The organism is Kitasatospora sp. NPDC022785 (assembly GCF_055561295.1).
The window spans coordinates 199,506-217,334 of the sequence record NZ_JBVHHB010000013.1 but is presented as its reverse complement, the minus strand read 5'-3'; the positions used below and the strand labels follow the sequence as shown (position 1 = coordinate 217,334).

10 protein-coding genes are annotated in these 17,829 nt (G+C 72.8%); 1 reads left to right on the top strand and 9 read right to left on the bottom strand.

The genetic code is table 11. From position 1 onward, the window contains the following. From ACZ3YO_RS21980 to eccD, 9 genes are all read right to left on the bottom strand, one after another. Nucleotides 1–6,290: WXG100-like domain-containing protein (locus ACZ3YO_RS21980; RefSeq protein ID WP_465571740.1), on the bottom strand; the 6,290-nt coding region annotated here is incomplete at its 3' end. 105 nt (nucleotides 6,291–6,395) lie between these two features. Continuing rightward, entirely contained in the window at nucleotides 6,396–6,692 is a 297-nt protein-coding gene (locus tag ACZ3YO_RS21975; RefSeq protein WP_465550568.1) for a hypothetical protein, read from the bottom strand. After that, the gene (locus ACZ3YO_RS21970) at nucleotides 6,685–7,122 is read right to left on the bottom strand and encodes a YbaB/EbfC family nucleoid-associated protein (protein WP_465550570.1); all 438 of its coding nucleotides are present in this window, start codon (nucleotides 7,120–7,122) and stop codon (nucleotides 6,685–6,687) included. Before ACZ3YO_RS21970 ends, ACZ3YO_RS21975 begins: the two co-directional genes overlap by 8 nt. A gap of 130 nt (nucleotides 7,123–7,252) precedes the next feature. Beyond that, nucleotides 7,253–9,403, bottom strand: coding sequence for a hypothetical protein (locus ACZ3YO_RS21965; protein WP_465571737.1), 2,151 nt, complete (start codon nucleotides 9,401–9,403; stop codon nucleotides 7,253–7,255). Between the two features lie 79 nt (nucleotides 9,404–9,482). Next, nucleotides 9,483–9,974 (bottom strand): hypothetical protein, encoded by a 492-nt coding sequence (locus ACZ3YO_RS21960; protein WP_465550574.1) that lies wholly within the window; start codon nucleotides 9,972–9,974, stop codon nucleotides 9,483–9,485. A gap of 11 nt (nucleotides 9,975–9,985) precedes the next feature. Next, nucleotides 9,986–10,276 (bottom strand): WXG100 family type VII secretion target, encoded by a 291-nt coding sequence (locus tag ACZ3YO_RS21955; RefSeq protein WP_465550576.1) that lies wholly within the window; start codon nucleotides 10,274–10,276, stop codon nucleotides 9,986–9,988. A 31-nt stretch (nucleotides 10,277–10,307) separates the two neighbouring features. After that, nucleotides 10,308–10,655 carry a hypothetical protein gene (locus ACZ3YO_RS21950; RefSeq protein WP_465550578.1) on the bottom strand — a complete coding sequence of 116 codons (348 nt, stop codon included), beginning with the start codon at nucleotides 10,653–10,655 and terminating at the stop codon, nucleotides 10,308–10,310. 55 nt (nucleotides 10,656–10,710) lie between these two features. Continuing rightward, nucleotides 10,711–12,162, bottom strand: a complete 1,452-nt coding sequence (gene eccB / locus ACZ3YO_RS21945) for a type VII secretion protein EccB (RefSeq protein ID WP_465550580.1) — start codon at nucleotides 12,160–12,162, stop codon at nucleotides 10,711–10,713. A gap of 47 nt (nucleotides 12,163–12,209) precedes the next feature. Beyond that, nucleotides 12,210–13,595, bottom strand: coding sequence for a type VII secretion integral membrane protein EccD (gene eccD, locus ACZ3YO_RS21940; RefSeq protein WP_465571731.1), 1,386 nt, complete (start codon nucleotides 13,593–13,595; stop codon nucleotides 12,210–12,212). A gap of 199 nt (nucleotides 13,596–13,794) precedes the next feature. Here eccD and eccCa point away from each other — a divergent pair, with 199 nt between their 5' ends. Then, nucleotides 13,795–17,730 (top strand): type VII secretion protein EccCa, encoded by a 3,936-nt coding sequence (gene eccCa, locus ACZ3YO_RS21935; protein WP_465571754.1) that lies wholly within the window; start codon nucleotides 13,795–13,797, stop codon nucleotides 17,728–17,730. The last annotated feature ends 99 nt before the right edge of the window (nucleotides 17,731–17,829 follow it).

Genomic DNA, 17,829 nt, shown 5'->3' with positions numbered 1-17,829 from the left:
ATCCGCGACTGCGCGTTCCCGTCGACCGAGGGATCCCGGATCCACACACCCGGCTGTCCACTCCCGAACTCCGACAACGGACGGGCCTGCGGCAGATCCCAGCTGAATGGCAGCTCTTCGTCCCCGCTGAGGACCTTCCACAGGTCGTGGCGCAGGTCGGCGGCGCCGATCCTCCCGTCGCCGGCGCCTGTGATCGGGTCGACGAGCCGCTCGGTCAGGCCGTCAACGAGCCGCCAGACGGCCTCCGGTCCCTGACCGTCGATCTCCGTGACGGTGGAGTGGTACGGGAGCGTGAGCTCCAGGACCTCGATCATGCCCCGGTAGCGTCCGAGGTCGATGGGCGCCTGACCGGAGAGGTGTTCGTCGGTGAGCGCCCGGGTGCTGTCCCAGAGCTCCTCGAACGCCTGGTCCGGTGCGTTCTGCGGCTCGGCGATGCCGGCCTCCGGCGGTCCGAGCCGGCGGAGGTGGGCGAACTGCGAGCCGCTCCAGTCACCGACCGTCATCGAATCGCCCGGATCGGCGAAGAGTGCCTGGTCGCGGAAGGCACCTCCCGGCACGGGCGTGGTGGCGTCCAACCCCGGCCCGTGCGTCCCGCCGAGCCAGTGGCCGTCCGGGGTGAGCAGGCTCGCAACGGCTGCTGCGACGGCTCTGCGGTCGCCGTTCTTCCAGCCCGGCAGCCAGGAGTCCTTGTCCATGACGACGGCGAACCGGCGGTCCGGTACGGCCTGGACGAATTCGTCGTAGGTCTCGGATCGGATGGTGACCGTCAGTTTTGCCTCGTCGTCCGCGGAGCGGACGGTGAACACACTGCCCCGGTTCCCGTCCCGCTGTGGGCCGTCGATGCTGTGGCCGTCGCCGACGTACGGCCCGAGAGCGCGGCGCATGTCCTTCTCTAGGGTTTCCAGGTTGGTCGTCCGGATCTTCTCGTCGTGCTGAAGGTCGCCGTTGAGCGCCTCCGGATTGAGGGAGACGAAGGTGAGGTTGTTGGCGCCGGTGGTGAACAACGGCGTCTCGATGTCGGCGTCTCCGCCCAGATAGAGCAGGGTGTCGCCGTTGGCTCCTGTGCCGTCGTGGACCATGCGGTTGAGTTGCAGCAGCATGCGGGCGCGCTTCGGGTACTCGAAGCCGACCAGCCACTTGCCGAGTTCGCGTCGGTCGACCCAGTCGGGGACCCGACCGAGCTCGTGCTCCAGGGCGTGCGGTTGCGCACCGTCGTCGAACAGGAACTTCACGGTCTCCGGTCGGAGGCCGTGCGAGACCGCTCGGGTGCGTGCGGCGTGGTTCTCGTTCTCACCGAAGCTCACCGCGCCGTCGATCGGCGCGTGGACCTGGTCGGCGGACACCACCTGGTAGTCGGCCGCAAGCGGCGCGGGCTGCTTGTCCGTCGACGGCAGGTGGGAGCTGAACTCCTGCCAGTGGCCGGGGCCGGCGACCACCCTGATCCGGCCGGAGGCGTCGACGCCGACCTGATCGGCCACGATGAGAGCGCCGCGGTGCGTGGCGCCGTTCGGGGCGAACACGACCTTGCCGGTGGCGGCGAGGGCGTCGGTGGACAGGCCGTACTTGGCTGCCAGGATGTCGACGACCTCCTGGACGTACTTCGCGTGGTCGGTGGCGAGCCGGCAGGCGACGAAGCGGATCGGCGTGACGCCGTCCCAGCGGTCGGCCCGGTGCTCCCGGTACAGCCGCTCGGCGAGCTCCGGCGCCGTGTGCGGCGGTCCGCTTGGGCCAATCTCCATGGCGACGACGAAGTGGTTCTCGTCGGCCGGGAAACGGGCGAGTGACTCCTCGACCCGGAGACGGGCCTCCCGCGGCATGCTGGGGTGCGGGATCCACAGATCGGGGTGCCCGGAGGTGCGAGCGGCGGCCGGGGCGGGACTGCTCAGAACGGATTCGATCGAGGAGACGAGGTCGGTGGCACCGGCGGGGGTCTCGTCGGGCGTCGGCCGGGTGAGCGCGCTGTGGTCGGTGTGCTCCGTGCTTCCGGTCGGCTCCGTGACGGTGTCCCGTTCGGTGGCGTCGGCTCGTCCTGGCCCGCGCTCCTCGTGCGCGAAGGTGTCCTCGTGGGCCCGCTCGTGGGCGCGCCAGTGGGCCGGGTCCAGGTTCCTCGGGCCCCACAGTTCCCGGTACCTGTCGAAGAAATCGGCCCCGTACTCGCGCTTGAAGGAGGCGATCAGCTCCTCGCCGAGCGAGTGCGCGGCCGCGAGGTCCTCGTAGCCGTCGGCGGCATCGCGCAGGGCGGGCAGGATGTCCGCCTCGAAGGCCACCCGCTCGTCCAACTCCTCCGTGAGGAGTCGCTGTTCCTCGCGCCACCGGTCGGCCTTCGCGGCCGCTCCGGGACCGGTCAGGTCGGCGGGCCCGGTGAAAACCTCGTCGAAGGCCTTGGTGACGCGGTCGGCATGGCCCTCCCGGACCCGGTCGGCCCCGTGGTCGGACAGGGTGCCGTTGCGCCAGGTGGCGTGCCGGGCCGTGCCGGCCGCGTCCTTGAGCACCGCGGCGCGGGCGGCCTCGTAGGAGAGCCGGTCGTGCAGCCGCGCGGTGTCGGTGAGGTCGCTGAGGTCGACCGTGCGGCGGGACAGGTCGAAGTGCTCGGTGACCCGCCGGTCCAGTGCGGCCGCCAGGTCACGGGTGACGGCGCCGCGCGCCTGCTGGACGTGCTGCTCGGTGACACCGAGGGCTTCGGCCAGTCCGGTGTCCAACCGGGCGCGGCCACCGCCCTCGGGCCAGGTCGAGACGGCGTTCAGCGCGGCGTCCACACCCTGGCGGATCGCCGCCTCGCGGGCCGCCTGGATCGCGAACTCGCGGGGCAGGCGTGCGGCGTGGTCGGTCAGCGCCCGCTCGAAGAGGTCCACGGCCTCGCGCCGCTCGCGGAACGCGGCCGTGGCGGAGTGCGTCGAACCGGCGAAGTCCTCGAAGTCCTCGGACAGCCGGTCGCGCAGCGAGTCCCCGATCAGGGTGAGGCTCTCGGCGGAGAGCTCGGGTCGCCCGGTCACACCGAGCGACGCCAGCAGCTCGCGCTCGGCGGGGTCGGCCCGGTCGAACCAGGAGGCCTCCGCCTCGGTCGTCAGGTGTGTGGCCCGGTCGAGGGCGCGCTCGTAGTCGGCACGCAGGTCCAGGTCGGCGCCGAGCCGGCCGGTCAGCCGGTCCAGGGCCTGCTGGGCCTGGGTATTGCGGGCATCGGTGAGGTCCTCGGCCCTGGTGTAGAGCTGGGCGACGGCTTCATCGGCCCGTTCGCGGAACCGACCCGACATCTCGGTGCGGATGAGGTGCAGGGTGGCGGGCGGCAGGTCGGCGGGCCCGGTCCCGGGCTCACGGGCGACGCCGTCCTCCAGCGCGTGTGGCGGGGCGCTCCATTCCGTCACCGTCCGCTCGAAGCGCTGCATCGCCACCCGCACCGCCGCCTCGCGGACGGCGGCGACCCGCGCCACCCCGTCGAGGTCGGCGAGGATCTGTTCGCGGGACGCCGGGCGGGCGGCCAGCTGCTCGTACATCAGGTTGCGGGCGCGCTGCTGGACGGCGACGGGCAGGCCGGGGCCGGCCGCCTCGGGGAAGTGGAGGGATCCTTCGGCGAAGGTGCGGCGCAGGAGTTCCTCGGCCTGCTGGTCCCGGGGATGGCCGGTGGCTGGGTCCGGCGGTGGGTTCTCGGCCGCGTCGGCCAGCTTGGCGTCGTAGGCGTTCTGGAGGTCGCGCTGGGCCTGCCGCCACTCGTCGTGGCGCGGATCGTCCGGACGGGCACCACCGTGCTCGGGTGCAGGGGTGTAGTGGTAGGCGTGGCCGGACGCGGTGTGCGTGGGCGTCGGCGTGTGCGTGGGCAGCGGGGGGTGCGGGTCGTCCGGCGCACCGGTGGGTGGATCGGACGCGTGGGGCTGCGTCGGCGCGGGCTGATGGCCCGGCTGGTCCTGGTGGCCGCTCGGCGCCGCGTCGTCGGCCGTCGGGGCGCCGGGTTGCTCGGCGGGAGCATCGGGATCGTGACCGGTCCTCGAATCGGAGGTCGGTACCGTGGCCGGGGCCGGGACCTCCCCGGCGCCGTCCGCCGGGCCGTGTGCCGTCGGGACGGGCGAGCCGGCCGGGTTGTCGGGGCGGGTGGCCGGCCCGTGCGGCTCGGCCGGGGTCGTGGACGGCCGGTGCTCGGCCGTTGACGTGGTGGTGCCCGCTGCGGTGACCGTCGGGGCGGTGGTGTCCCGCCCGACAGTGGTCTGGTTCCCGGGCGCCGCGGGCTGCTGCGGTTGCCGCTCGGAGGCGACCGTCGACACCTTGCGGGGTGCCTCGGGGGCTCCGTGGTCACCCGGTTTCGGCGACGACGAGGAGGCGTGCGACGATGCGTCCGACGCAGGGGTTGTGGAGGACCGTTCCTGCGTGTCGGTGCCTCCGGTGGTGCGCACCGACGCCGCCGCCGGGGCTGTGCCGGGGGCGGACCGGGAGTCGGCCCGGGGAGCCCCGGACGGCTTGTCGCCGCCGACGGTGGCGGGCCGGCCGGTCCCCTCGCCGTGGGGGTGGGCCGAGGGCGCCGCTGCGGGCGCGTGCTGCGGCCGCGGCACCGGGAGCGGCGAGGAGATGCCGGTGAGGTTGGCCGCCACGGAGGCCAGGGTCAGGGGGTGGAGCGGCCCGTAGTGCTTGCTGTCGGCGTTCATTCCGGCCGGGTCGGCGAGCCGTTCGTGCACCCAGGTCTTGTACCGCTCGCCCAGCGGTTGGCCCGCCAGGCGTCCCATGTGGCCGAGGAAGCCCATGCCGACTCCGGAGGCGAAGGTCTCCCAGGTCACCGAGAAGGTGTGGTCGGGGCCGAAGCTGAGGTTGTAGAACCCCTCGGTGAGCAGGTTCTGCGTACCGCCGTGCAGGTAGCCGCCGAGGGCGTAGCCCAGCTTGAACACCATCGTGTCCCCGCCCGCGCGGCCCATCAGACCGGGCACCTGCCGGACGAGTTCGTTGACGGCACCGCCGTGCAGCCCGGAGGATCCGAGCGCCTCCCCCAGCGCCTTGCCCAGGGCCTCGTGCCCGGCCGCGCCCTGGCCGCCGCCCTCCGCCATGGCGCGGCCGAAGTCCCGGCCGAGTGCCCTGGCCTCCTCCTTGCCGAGCAGGCCACCGAGGTGCTTCTCGAACACCGCGCCCATGTCACGCGAGAACCGGCCGACGGCGTCCGCGCGGAGTTCGCGCAGGCCACCTGCGAAGCCGTTGCCGAACTCGTCGGCGTACTTGCCGATGGTCCGGCCCAGTTCGTCGCCGAACGCCCTCGCCGCGTCCTTGCCGAGCCACTTCTCGCCGGCGCCGGCCCCGTGCGACGCCGCGCTCTCCAGCGCGGACGACACCTCGCGGGCGGCGCGCTCCGCGCCGCTGCCCGCGGCGCGGCCGGCGGCACCGCCCGCCCCGCGGGCGGCCTCGTTCGCGGCCGCGTGCTCGGCCGCCCGGGCGGCGTTCCCGCCGGCCGCCTCCGCGGTGCGCGTCGCGCTGTTCCCGGCGGTCCGCGCGGCGTCCCGACCCAGGGCGTTGAGGCCGTCCTTGCGGGCGATCGCGAGACCGTCCTTGGCCAGCCCGTTCGAGACGTGCGCGAGGCCGTTGCCGAGCTCCCGGCCGCCCGACTTGCCGAGGCTCTTGCCGACCGTGTTCCGGAAGAGCCGGCCCAGCCCGCTGCCGAGCAGGGCGAGCGGCCCGCCGATCAGGCCGTTGAGCGCGCCGAACCTCACTGCCTGGAGGGTGGCCTCGTTGTCCCACGTGTCCTTGTGACCCTTGTTGATCTGGATCCTCTGGATGATCCCGTCCATCACGATGCCACCCATGATGCTGATGAAGGTGTGCATCGCGATCCGGTCCAGCAGCCAGGCGAGGATCTTGCGGATGGCCCCCTCCGCGACGAGCCGCGCCGCCACGATCGTGCCGAGCGAGGCACCGCCGGTGAACGGCGACGCGGCGATCGCCCAGGCGATCTCGGCCGCCAGCTGGACCAGCTGGGCGATGGTCATCCACTTGGCGTACTCGACCTGATTGGCCGTTTCGTGTGCTGTCTTGCCGAGGTCAGCGGCCTGCTTGCCGGCCAGTTCGAGGTAGTTGTCGCCGCCGCCGTAGCCGACCAGCTGCCCGGTCGTCTGTTTGAACGCGTCGGCCGCCTCGCCGGAGAACTTCTGGTCGCAGACGCCGACCATCAGCCGGACGTAGTCCGCCAGTTGCGGCATGTCCCGGGCCACGGCCAGGTAGTCGTCGCCGGCCGCGCGCAGCTTGTCCTCGTCGGCCTCCGGCCACGCCATGCCGGTCAGGCCGTGGAAGAGTCTGGCGAGGCCTTCCGGGATGATGATCGACATGGCGGGACGTGCTCCTGGTGGCGGGTGGCGGATCGGGGGGGAGCGGCCCCGGGGGCGGCCGGGGCCCGTCGAGCGGGCCCTTGCCGGGCCCGCCGGGGTCCGGCGTCAGGCGATGCCGGTCAGGTCGTCGTCGGTCTTGGTGAACAGGTCGCTGCTCTCCGTGCCGGAGGTGGTGACCTTCTTCACGGCCGCGCGGACCTGGGCGAGCAGGTCGGTGAGGTTCTTGGTCGGCCCGTCGACGGTCGCGTGGTAGTGGTTGCCGATCTCGTCGTGGCCGCCCGAATCCCTGTTGTACTTGCTGATCTGGTCGACGTGGACCTCCAGCGTGCCGAGCAGCGCCGTCATCGAGCCGAACTTGTCGAAGGCCGTCTTCAAGTCCGCGAGCGCGGTGAACTCAGCCACGGAACTCCTCCTGGCGGGTGTGGCGGTGCGGATCCGTCGGGAGGCCCGGGCGCATGGCCTGGAGCGGTGCCAGCAGCTCGTCGAGCTCGGTGCCGCCGGTCATCGAGGTGCGCAGCATCTCGCCGAGGCCCTCGAAGGAGCGCATCGACTCCAGCACCTTGGCGCCCATGTCGGCCCGGGCCCGGTTCAGCACGTCGGTCAGGACGTCGGCCAGCTGGGCCGGGGCCATCGAGCGGTAGGCGGTCGTGTGGAACGTGAGCGACACGACCTGGCCCTGAGCCCCGAGGACGGCGGTGACCAGCCGGTCCTTCGAGGTCACCGAGACGGTGGTTTCCTGGAGCTCCTTCGTGGTTTCGGCCAGCTCGGCCTGCTGCTCGCGCAGCGTCGCCATGGCCTGCTCGATCTGTTCGGCGAACGGGGAGACCGCCATCGACACACCTCTCGGTCACGTGGGGCACGCGTGCCCGGTCCCGCGGGTCGGGCCGGGCGCGCGTCGTTTCAGGACTTCCGTGGGATTCAGGGTTTCCCTGGGGAGGAACGGCCGGGGCACCGGGGCGCGTTCAGCGTCCGATCACCCCGTCGACGGCACCGCTCTCGGTGCCCCAGACCTCCTCCTCCTCGGCCAGCCAGGTGGTGCGCTGCCGCTCCTGGCCGTTCTGCGGTCCGCCGGCGCCCGCCCCACCTCCTGGCGGCATCATCGGCGGCATGCCGGTTCCGCCGGTGGTCGAGATGGACCGGCCCATCAGCTGGGCCTCCTCCTCGGCGAGGGCCGCCGCGGCGGTCCGCTGACCGGCCACGGCGCGCTGTGCGAGGGCAGCCTTCTCGGCGGCCATCAGGGCGGCTTGGTCCTTGGGGGAGTTGACCATGCCGCCGTGGGTCAGGGCGTTGCCGTTGTAGTAGCTGCCGGACACCGTCAGCGGCACGCTGGTGGCGCCGTCCTTCGACGCCGACGACAGGCCGGGGAGCCCACCGGACCCGGTCCTGACGCCGACCGTGCCAGGCCAGTCGTCGGTGAGCCCGGTGCCGACGGGATCGGGCCAGCGGATACCGCCCACCGACGGTCCTGGGATGAGGCCGGTCCCGCCGCCCGTCCCGCCCGGCGAGAGGATCTGGTTCAGGACGTGCTCCTCGTCGGCGAGCAGCTGGTCCTGACTGCTGATCGGCGTGCCGTTGGCGTCGACGATCCGGCCGTCCTTGTCGATCGAGGACTTGTTCCCGGCGTACACCGGATTGCCCCGGGCGTCCCGGACGGGCTTGCCGTCCGGGCCGATGACCATGCCGTCGCCGTTGATCGTGGACCCCTTCGGCACCGTGAAGGGGCCGTTGCCGGCGGGGACGGTGATCGGGGGCGGGCCGAACACGGTGCCCTTGGGGACGACGAGCGGTTTGCCGTCCGGGCCGAGTACCGGTTTGCCGTCCGGGCCGATCACCTGGCCCTTGCTGTTGATCGTCGAGCCGGGGGGAGCGGTCAGCGGTTTGCCGTCGGGGCCGAGCAGCTGCTTGCCGTTGGAGTCGAGCAGCGGGAGCTTCGTTCCGGCGGTGCCTCCGGGGACGGGGGTCGGGGTGAGCGGCACGTTCTTCGGCGGCGGTGGCGGTGGCGGGGTGCTGGTGTGGTTCGGCGGCGGCGGGGCGGTGAGGTCCTGCTTCTTGTCACCGCCCCCGTCCCCGCCGTCCTTGCCGCCGTCGGTGCCGTCCTTCCCCCCGGATCCGTCGCCGCCGCCCGTTCCCGGAGGTGGGGTCATGGCGCCCGGGGAGGGCGTCTGCGTCGTGATCTTGACGTTCACGGCCGTGGCGACGTCGTGGAAGGCATCGGTCAGCGCCCTCGTGACGGCGGCCGCCGGTACGTCGAGATCCTTCTCCACCCACGAGATCCAGATCTGCTTGGCGGTCTGTTCCACGGCGTGCCGGAAGGCCTCCGATTTGACGTCGAGCCCGCTGGCCGTGACCTGGAAGTTCTTCTTGTCGCCCGAGACCGTCGCGATGGTGGGGTTTGCGAGCTTCATGAGGCCGCCCCTGAGGCAGCTCACGGGCGACGCCACGGGTCCGAAGGGGTATATCTTGTGGTTGCCCCAGGTCTGGCGGGCGGTGAGGAGGTCCTGGTACCCCTTCTTCAGGGCGAGCATGGCCTTCACGAGCGGGACGGACGGCTGGCCGTGCACCGTCATCGACACTTCGAGACGGAGCAGGGCCTCCTCGATGCTGGTCAGATAGGACTTCAGCTGCCCAGCGGCACTCCCCTGGAAGTCGCTGTCCGGAACGTCCAGGGTGTCCGCCCACTTGTGGACGCTGCTCCGCATCTCGGTGATGAACGCGTCCAGGTTGGTGGCCAGGTAGAGCCCCGCCTCGATACTGCCGACGCTGGTGGCGGCGTTCTGGCCGCCGGCCACGAGCGGCTTCAGCACGAGGTCGGCCCGACCGCAGAACTGGTCCCACTTGTTGCTGGGATCGTCGAACCCGGGCTTGCCGTCGCCGTTGCCCTTCCAGTTCGCGTTGAAGGCCACGTAGACGACGTACGAGTTGTCCGGGGGCATGAGACTGAGGTTGACGTCATGGGCGCTCGACGGCGAATCCGTGCTGCAGTAGATATCGCCCTTGATCCAGTCGTCGGCGACGGCGAGGTCCGCGACGCTGTCCCGGGTCACGCCGAGCGTGTCCCCGAACGACTTGAGCGCGTCCTCCCACGGATGACTCGGGGTGGCTTGCTCGGACACTCGACTCACACTCCCACGGGACGATGGACAGAACTCGGTACGACCCGGGGCCCGGCGGTGGGCCGGGCCCCGGGCGGCCTCATGCGGGCTTCGGCCCGGGCGGGGCCACCTGCGGCGGCCCGGGCGGACCCACCTGCGGCGGCCCTGGCGGCTGCGGCGGGCTGAGGATCGCGAACATCTCGGCGACGGTGAGCGTGTGCTCCCCGGCGTCGTGGAACTTCACCTTGGCCATCTCCAGGCCGACCACGATGTTGTCCAGCGAGGTGCCGATGGCCTGCAGCTGCGCGTTGATCGCCGCGGTGTAGGCCTGGAAGCCCTTCTGCATGTCGGTGTTGGCCGAAAGGCCGGCCGCACCCAGCAGTTTGATGTATCCGTCGGCGCCGCCGTCGATCCCGGCTCCCTCGCCACCGGCGGCGAAGTTCTGGAGCATCTTGATCAGGTTCTGGTGCGGCCAGTCCTTGGGCGGTGGCGGGAACGGCGACGCGCTGCCGTTGACCCAGGCCGACCAGTCGCGGACCTGTCCCTCGAGCGTGGTGATGCTGTCGTCGTCGGTCCGGAACTCCTTGGCCATGAGTACTCCGCTCAGAAGCCCGCGGCGGCGGCCCGGTCGGCGTACCGCATGGTCTGGTTCATCTCTTCGAGGGCCATCGCGCCCTTGTGGATGTCGTCGTGCATCTGCTGGGAATTGGCGTCCACCACGTCGAAGAACGTCCTGAAGGCCTCGTGGTACTGACCGGAGGTGGTGTCCAGGACCCTGAGCTGGGAGACGAGGTTCCCCAGGTTGTCCTGCATGGTCTTGGCGGCGTTCAGCAGCTCCTGGAACGCCTCGTCGATGGACTCGTGCCTGAGCTGGATGTCGGAGGGGCCGGGCATGAACTCTTCCTCTCTGCGGGTCTGGAACCGGTCAGTGCTGGTTGAGGGCGTTGTAGACGCCGTCGGAGGCGCCCCAGTTGCCGCCTGCCACGTGGGCGTCCTCCTCGGCCTTGTTCAGGACCTCGCGGGCCCGCCCCAGGTTCGAGGTGAGGTGGTCGAAGGCCTGCATGACCTTCTTGTAGCGGTCGACCCAGTCGTTGACGTTCGCCTGGAACTTCGTGCTGGCGCCGGAGACGTAGTTGGCGGCGATCTCCATGTTGATCCGCTCGACCGTCTGGCCCGAGGTGATCATCGCGGAGATCTGTCCCTCCAGACTTTGCAGCGCGGTCATGATCGCCTGGTCCTGCACACTGAGTGTGCCGGGCGCGGGAGTGCTCATCGGAGTTCCTCTCTAGCGGGTTATCTGTGTCAACGGGCCTGCGAAGTGCCTCGGTTCAGCCCGGGCAGCCGCTCGTTCCGGGCTGCGGTCCGACGACCTGTCGGGTCAGCGCGGCCGGGTCCAGAACCGGCCCGGTGGGCAACAGCGCCAGAAGGGCCTGCGGGAGGGGTTGGGCCGGTGCTCCGCCGTATCCGAGCTGCTGGCGGCCGGCGGCCGGCAGTGGGTACTTCACGCCGTTGTCCGTCACCAGGTATTCCGACGAGCCGGTGTCGGCGCCGGAAAGCGCCCGGACCAGCGCACCGGAACCGGGTCGTACCGCGATCCGGTCGGCGGCCGCGCAGCCCGGGGCGACCCCGGGCTGGCTCTCCGGCAGCCGGCCGCCGAGGGAACCGGCGTCCAGCAGGGAGACGTCGGTGACCGGGGAGACGCCGGTGCCCGGGCGGACGACCGCGCAGACCGCCTGGCCGCGGCCCGGTTCCACCAGCACCGGCCGCTCGGTGGGCAGCCCGCCGGGCAGGCCGGGCCCGGGGGCGGTGTGGGCAGCGAGGTCGTCGGCGCCGATCGAGGCCGGCGCATCGGCCTCGCTGGCATAGGCCTCGCGCTGGGTCCGCCGGTCGGCGCGGAGCAGGTCGTACTGAAGCGGGGTCAGCGGGGTGAGGCCCGCCGCCGTCAGGACGTGGTGGCCGCCGGAGGGGTCGGTGAAGAGCTGCCCGACCCGGGTGGGCCGCGCGGACAGGGCGGGTCCTGGTCCGCCCCGCCCGGGGATGTCCGGAGCGGCGAGGTCCGGTCCGGCCGGGAGGGTGCCGAGCAGCGCCTCGGTCACCGGGTAGGGGGTGGCGGTGACGGTGGTCCGGGTGAGGGACTGCAGGGCCCCGTTCTGCCGGTCGACCCGGAGCCGGCGGCCCTGCCAGAGCAGGTGCACGGCGCCGTCGGGGGTGCTGACCAGGACGGCCTGGTCGGCGCCCAGGGCGGTGCCCTGCCGGGCCGGGGCCACGGTGAGGACCAGCTGGGGCGTGGCGGCGGTGGCCGGCGGGACGGCGGCCTGCCGGGTGCCGCAGGCCAGCCAGCCGTCCCGGGCCAGCCGGTCCGGCCCGGGCAGCGCGTCCGGTGCACCGGTCAGACCCACGGCCGGGCCGCGTTCGGCGCTGCGCACCGCGGCCTCGGGGACCTCCCGGACCGTCAGTTGCTCCCCGGCCAGGAGCCTGGCACTCGCCTGGTTGGTGACGGGGTGCAGCGCGCCCTCCAGGTAGAGGTAGCGCGCGCCGCTCTCCCGGACCACGACGAGCGTCCCGGGCTTGGCCCACGTGCCGTCCCCGCCCGGTTTCACCGCGCCGTAGACGGCGACCCCCAACCCGAGCAGGACGCCGATCACGAGGCCGCCGAGGGCTCCCCGGGTGGTGCGGCCGGTGGGTGTGTCGGGAGCGTCGGGCTCGGCCCGGAGCATGCCGGACGCCAGCCTGCTCATGACGAACATGTGGGCCTGTACCTGGTCGCGTCGGGACTGCATGGGTACTCTCCTTAGGTTCTCGGACCCGGTACGTGTACGGGTGGAGCTCAGCCGCTCATGGCCCGCACCGCGTGGTAGGCGCCGGACGCGATCAGCGCGAGCGGCAGCAGGGCCAGCGCCGTGAGGGTGTGCAGGACGTCCGCCAGTCGGCCCCAGTAGGGGAGGAGGCGACGGCCCGGGACGGTCCAGGCGACGACCAGCAGGGCGGCCGAGAGGGCCAACAGGGTGCCCAGCAGGGCGCCCAGGCGGGCGGTCGGCGAGACGTCGGCGGCCTGCCGGGCGAGCAGGACGGCGGCGCCGTACACGCCGGGAAGCAGGACGGCCAGGCGCTGGCGGATGCTGCCGATCGCCCGGCCGTGCAGCAGCAGGAGCAGGCTGAGTACGGCGGCCTGGGTGGGGGCGGCCCAGCCCGGGGTGAGGGCGAGCGAGGTCAGGCAGACGGCGCAGAGCACCCCGAACGCGGAGTGGAGGGCCATCAGGTAGTCGTCGGCGACCAGGCTGCGCGGCAGGACGGCGGCGGCCGGGAAGGGCTCGATGTTCTCCTGCAGCTCCTCCGCGTTGCGCGGCAGCATCGGCAGCCGCAGGCCGGACAGCCGGAAGGCCAGGGACGGGACGAACGAGCCGACCAGGACCGCCACCACCGCGAGCACTGCGGCGAGCTGCTCGGGCGTCAGGCCGGCCAGGACCAGCACGCCGGCCGACACGCCGAACCCGCCGACCAGCATCAGCCCCAAGAACAGCGGCGCGGCGCCGCCGACCGCGGCCAGTGCCAGCACCGCCGCGCCGGCCGCTGCCGAGGACGCGGCCAGGATCCGGGCACCGAGCAGGTCATGCCCGCCCGGGCCGCCGGGCAGTAGCAGCGCCGCCAGCGCCAGGTACGGTACTGCGGCCGCCCCCAGCGCGGCGCCCGCGCCCGCGTCGGCCATTGCCCGGGAGGCGCTGCCCGCTCCGAGCAGCAGCAGGAGCGCAGTGGCGGCGGACGCGGCCATCCGCGGCCCGCCCGGACCGGGCAGGGCAAGCAGCACCCAGCCGCCGGCCAGCGCCAGCAGCGCCACGGCCAGGGCCAGCCGCCGGGTGAGGTCGGGGCGCCAGCCGTCGCCGCGCTCGTTCATCCCGGTGGCCACGCCGTCGACCAGGTCGTCGAAGTGCACTGGCGGCAGCGCGTCGTGACGGGGCCGCAGGTGGAGTGCGTCACCGTCGCGCAGGTGGAGGGATTCGGCGCTCTGCTCCTCGTCCAGCGGCTCCTCGCCGAGCCGCTGGAGCACCCAGCCGCCGTGGTCCAGACCCTCCTCGGCCAGGTCGGGGCCCGCGTGGCCGAGGACGGCCGGCATCAGGTCGGCGAGCGGCACGTCGGCCGGAACGGCGAGATCGAGGACTGCCCCCGGCACGTGGAACCTCAATCGGCACAGTCCTGCCACCACACTGCTGCTCACGCCACTCCTCAGGTCCGCGGTCCGTTCGCGATGACTCTCGTCCTGTCGAACGGGTGGTGCGGCCCCGAGCGTTCAGAGGTCTGCTGAACCCGTGGCGGTCCGCGGTCCGTCAGCCAGGAGGGACGGCAGCGGCAGTGAGGAGAGCCCCGAGGTGAGTGTGGTTCTGGTCAAGCGGACGCCCCGGCGTCCGGGGCCCGAGATGCCCGACGGCGAGGTGCAGTTGCAGGAGCCGCCGAGTCTGCCGGAGAAGCAGAGCGGCATGGCGAGCGTGATCAGCATGATGCCGATGGCGCTCGGCTCGCTGTCGATGGTCTTCATGTTCCTGCACCCAGGCGGCAGCGAGGGCGGCGGAGTGCTCGGCTACGTGGCCGTCGGCATGATGGGGCTTTCCGCGGTCGGCATGCTGGTCACCCAGCTGATCCGCGGCTCCAGCGACCGCAAGCAGCTGCTGCGCGCCGAACGGCGCGACTACCTGCGCTATCTGTCCCAGATCCGCCGCCAGGTGCGGCGCTCGATCGACGGTCAGCGCCGGGCACTGGCCTGGCGGCACCCGGCACCGGACGAGCTCTGGTCGCTGGTGGGCACCACGCGGCTCTGGGAGCGGCGTTCCACGCACCCCGACTTCAGCGACGTCCGGATCGGCCTCGGCTCCCAGCGCCTGGCGACGCCGCTGGCGCCGCTGTCGACCAAGCCCGTGGAGGACCTAGAACCGCTCTGCGCGCACGCGCTGCGCCGCTTCATCCACGCCTACGGGACGGTCGCCGAGCAGCCGATGGCGATCCACCTGCGCGGCTTCGCCCGGCTGCTGCTGCAGGCCGACGACCCCGACGCCGCGCGCGCCCTGGTCCGCGCGGTGCTCGCCCAACTCGCCGTGGTGCACGGGCCGGACGAGCTGCGGACGGCGGTCGTCGCCGGGCCGGGGAGCCGCACGGAGTGGGAGTGGGCCAAGTGGCTGCCGCACGCGCTGCACCCGACCGACAGCGACGGCTCCGGCCCGGTCCGGCTGGTGGCCGGCAGCCTGGTCGAGCTGGAGCACTTGCTCGGCGAGGAGTTCACCGGCCGACCCGGCTGGGAGCCGGACGCCGTGCCGAACCGCGACGAGCCGTTCACCGTCCTGGTGCTCGACGGCCCGGGCGCCCACTCCGGCAGCCGCGCCGCGCTCGCCGGCTACCGCAACACCGTGCTGATCGACCTCACCGGCGACCTGGAATGGCGGGCGGCCCGGACCACGCTGCGGCTGCGGATCGAAGGCGGCCGGCTGGCCATGGTCGGCGCGGACCGCAACCGCAAGGACGTCGACACCGACCTCGGCCGCCCCGACGCGCTCGGCCTGCCCGCCGCGACGAGGCTCGCCGCGCTGCTGGCGCGCTACCGGATCGCCGACACCGTGGACGTCTCCGAGCCGCTGGCCACCGACTTCGACCTGACCGCCCTGCTCGGCATCCCCGACCTGCACGCCTTGGACGTGGACGCGCTCTGGGCGCAGCGCGGCATCCCCAAGCGGCTGCGGGTGCCGCTCGGGCTGGGCCCGGACGGCCGCCCGGTGGACCTCGACCTCAAGGAGTCCGCACAGGGCGGCATGGGCCCGCACGGCATGCTGATCGGTGCCACCGGCTCCGGCAAGTCCGAGCTGCTCCGCACCCTGGTGGTGGCCCTGGCGATGACGCACTCCTCCGAGGTGCTCAACTTCGTCCTGGTGGACTTCAAGGGCGGCGCGACCTTCCTCGGCCTGGACACCCTGCCGCACACCTCTGCGGTGATCACCAACCTCGCCGACGAGGCGGCCCTGGTGGACCGGATGCGCGACGCCCTGCACGGCGAACTCGTCCGCCGCCAGGAGGTGCTGCGGGAGTCCGGTCATGCCTCGCTGCTGGAGTACGAGACCGCGCGAGCCGCAGGGATGCCGCTCCGGCCGCTGCCCACGCTCTTCCTGGTGGTCGACGAGTTCAGTGAACTGCTCGCCGCCCACCGGGACTTCATGGAGCTGTTCGTGATGATCGGGCGGCTCGGCCGCTCACTCGGCGTGCATCTGCTGCTGGCCTCGCAGCGGCTGGACGAGGGCCGGATGAGCGCGCTGGAGTCTCACCTGTCCTACCGGATCGGCCTGCGCACGTTCTCCGCGATGGAGAGCCGGGGCGTCCTCGGTGTGCCCGACGCCTACCAGCTCCCGCCCCAGCCCGGCAACGGCTTCCTGCGCAGCGACATCTCCACCCTGACCCGGTTCAAGGCCGCGTACGTCTCCGGCCCCTACCGGCCCAAGCGCCGCGCCGCCCAGCAGGCCGCCCTGGCCGGCCAGGTGGTCGCGTACGGGACCGAGTACCTGACGCCGCGCCAACGGCCGCAGGCCGTCGAGGAGCCGGTGCAGGAGGAGGCCGCCGGCACGCTGCTGGAGATCGCGGCCGACCGGCTGCGCGACGCCGGCCCGCCCGCCCACCGGGTCTGGCTGCCGCCGCTGGGCGCGCCGCCCACCCTGGACGAGCTGCTCCCGCCGCTCGTCCCGCACCCCGAGCGCGGCCTGACCACCGCCGACGCGCGGGGCCACGGCGCGCTCGGCATCCCGGTCGGCGTCATCGACCGCCCGTTCCAGCAGCTGCGCGACCTGCTCACCGCCGACCTCGCCGGTGCCGGCGGCCACGTCGGCATCGCCGGTGCCCCGCAGAGCGGAAAGAGCACCCTGCTGCGGACCCTGATCACCGGTCTCGCGCTCACCCACACCCCGCGCGAGGCGCAGTTCTACTGCCTGGACTTCGGCGGTGGCACGCTCTCCGCCCTGCGTGGCCTGCCGCACGTCGGCGGGGTCACCGGCCGGCACGACGGCGAGCGGGTGCTGCGCACCGTCGCCGAGATCAACAGCATCATCACCCGGCGGGAGAAGTACTTCGCCGAGCTGGGCATCGACTCGGTCACCTCCTTCCGCCGCCGCAAGGCCGCCGGGGAGCTGCCCGACGACCCGCACGGGGACGTCTTCCTGGTGGTCGACGGCTGGAACACGCTGCGTCAGGAGTTCAACGACCTCGTCCAGCCGCTCACCCTGATCTCCCAGCGCGGCATCAACTACGGCGTCCACCTGGTGGTGGCGACCACTCGCTGGGGCGAGATCGCCGGCGGCCTGCGCGACCAGCTGCAGACCAGGTTCGAACTGCGGCTGGGCGATTCCGTCGACTCGGTCATCAACATGCGCGCGGCGGCTAAGGTCCCCAAGGTGCCCGGCCGCGGCCTCACCGACGAGCAACTGCACTTCCTCACCGCGCTGCCCCGGATCGACGGCGCCGGCCGCGCCGACGACCTCGGCGAGGGCGTCGCCGACCTGGTCGACGCCGTCGCCGCGCACTGGACCGGCCCGCGCGCCCCCGAGGTGCGGATGCTGCCGCTCACCCTCGACGCCGGCCTGCTGCCTGCCCCCACGGGCCGGCTGCGGGTGCCGATCGGCCTGGAGGACACCGAGCTCGCGCCGCTCTGGCACGACTTCGAGGAGAGCCCGCACCTGCTGGTGGTCGGCGACAGCGAGTCGGGCAAGACCAACCTGCTCAGGCTCATGATCAACGCCATCACCACCGCGTACACGCCCTCCGAGGCGCGGATCATGCTGGTCGACTACCGCCGCGAGCTGTACGACAGCGTGCCGGAGGAGTACCGGCTGGGCTACGCCGTCGCGGTGGACATGCTCCGCCAGATCGTCGACGGCGCCTCCCGGGCGATGAAGAACCGCATCCCCTCCGCCGACATCACGCCCGCGCGGCTGAAGCTGCGCGACTGGTGGGAGGGGCCGGAGCTGTTCATCCTGGTCGACGACTACGACCTGGTCGGCACCGGATCGGGCGCCCACCCGTTCGCGGCGCTGCTCGACGACCTCGCCCAGGGCTCGGAGATCGGCCTGCACCTGGTGGTCGCCCGCGGCGCCAACGGCATCGGACGCGCCCTCGGCGACCCGCTGCTGCGCAAGCTCCAGGAGGTCAACTCGCCCTCGCTGCTGCTCTCCTGCCCGCCCTCGGAGGGCTACCTGTTCGGGAACCTCAAGCCCCGCCAGTTCCCCGCCGGCCGCGGCCTCTACATCACCCGCCGGCGCACCGTGCAGGTGCAGACCGGCCGGCTGGCCGCGGCGGAGGGTGAACCGCTGGACCCGTCCGGGCCGTAGTCCCGGCAGGCGCGTCCTCCCGGCGGCCCGGCCGGCATCCGACGACCGGGCCGTCGGGGCCCGGGCGCGCCGCCCCGCCCCGACCGGCCGCAAGCAGCC

Bases quoted from the DNA above. Each gene is read 5' to 3' on its own strand.
- ACZ3YO_RS21960 (WP_465550574.1), bottom strand. From the start codon at position 9,974: ATGGCCAAGGAGTTCCGGACCGACGACGACAGCATCACCACGCTCGAG.
- eccB (WP_465550580.1), bottom strand. From the start codon at position 12,162: ATGCAGTCCCGACGCGACCAGGTACAGGCCCACATGTTCGTCATGAGC.
- ACZ3YO_RS21950 (WP_465550578.1), bottom strand. From the start codon at position 10,655: ATGAGCACTCCCGCGCCCGGCACACTCAGTGTGCAGGACCAGGCGATC.
- eccCa (WP_465571754.1), top strand. From the start codon at position 13,795: ATGCCCGACGGCGAGGTGCAGTTGCAGGAGCCGCCGAGTCTGCCGGAG.
- ACZ3YO_RS21970 (WP_465550570.1), bottom strand. From the start codon at position 7,122: ATGGCGGTCTCCCCGTTCGCCGAACAGATCGAGCAGGCCATGGCGACG.
- ACZ3YO_RS21955 (WP_465550576.1), bottom strand. From the start codon at position 10,276: ATGCCCGGCCCCTCCGACATCCAGCTCAGGCACGAGTCCATCGACGAG.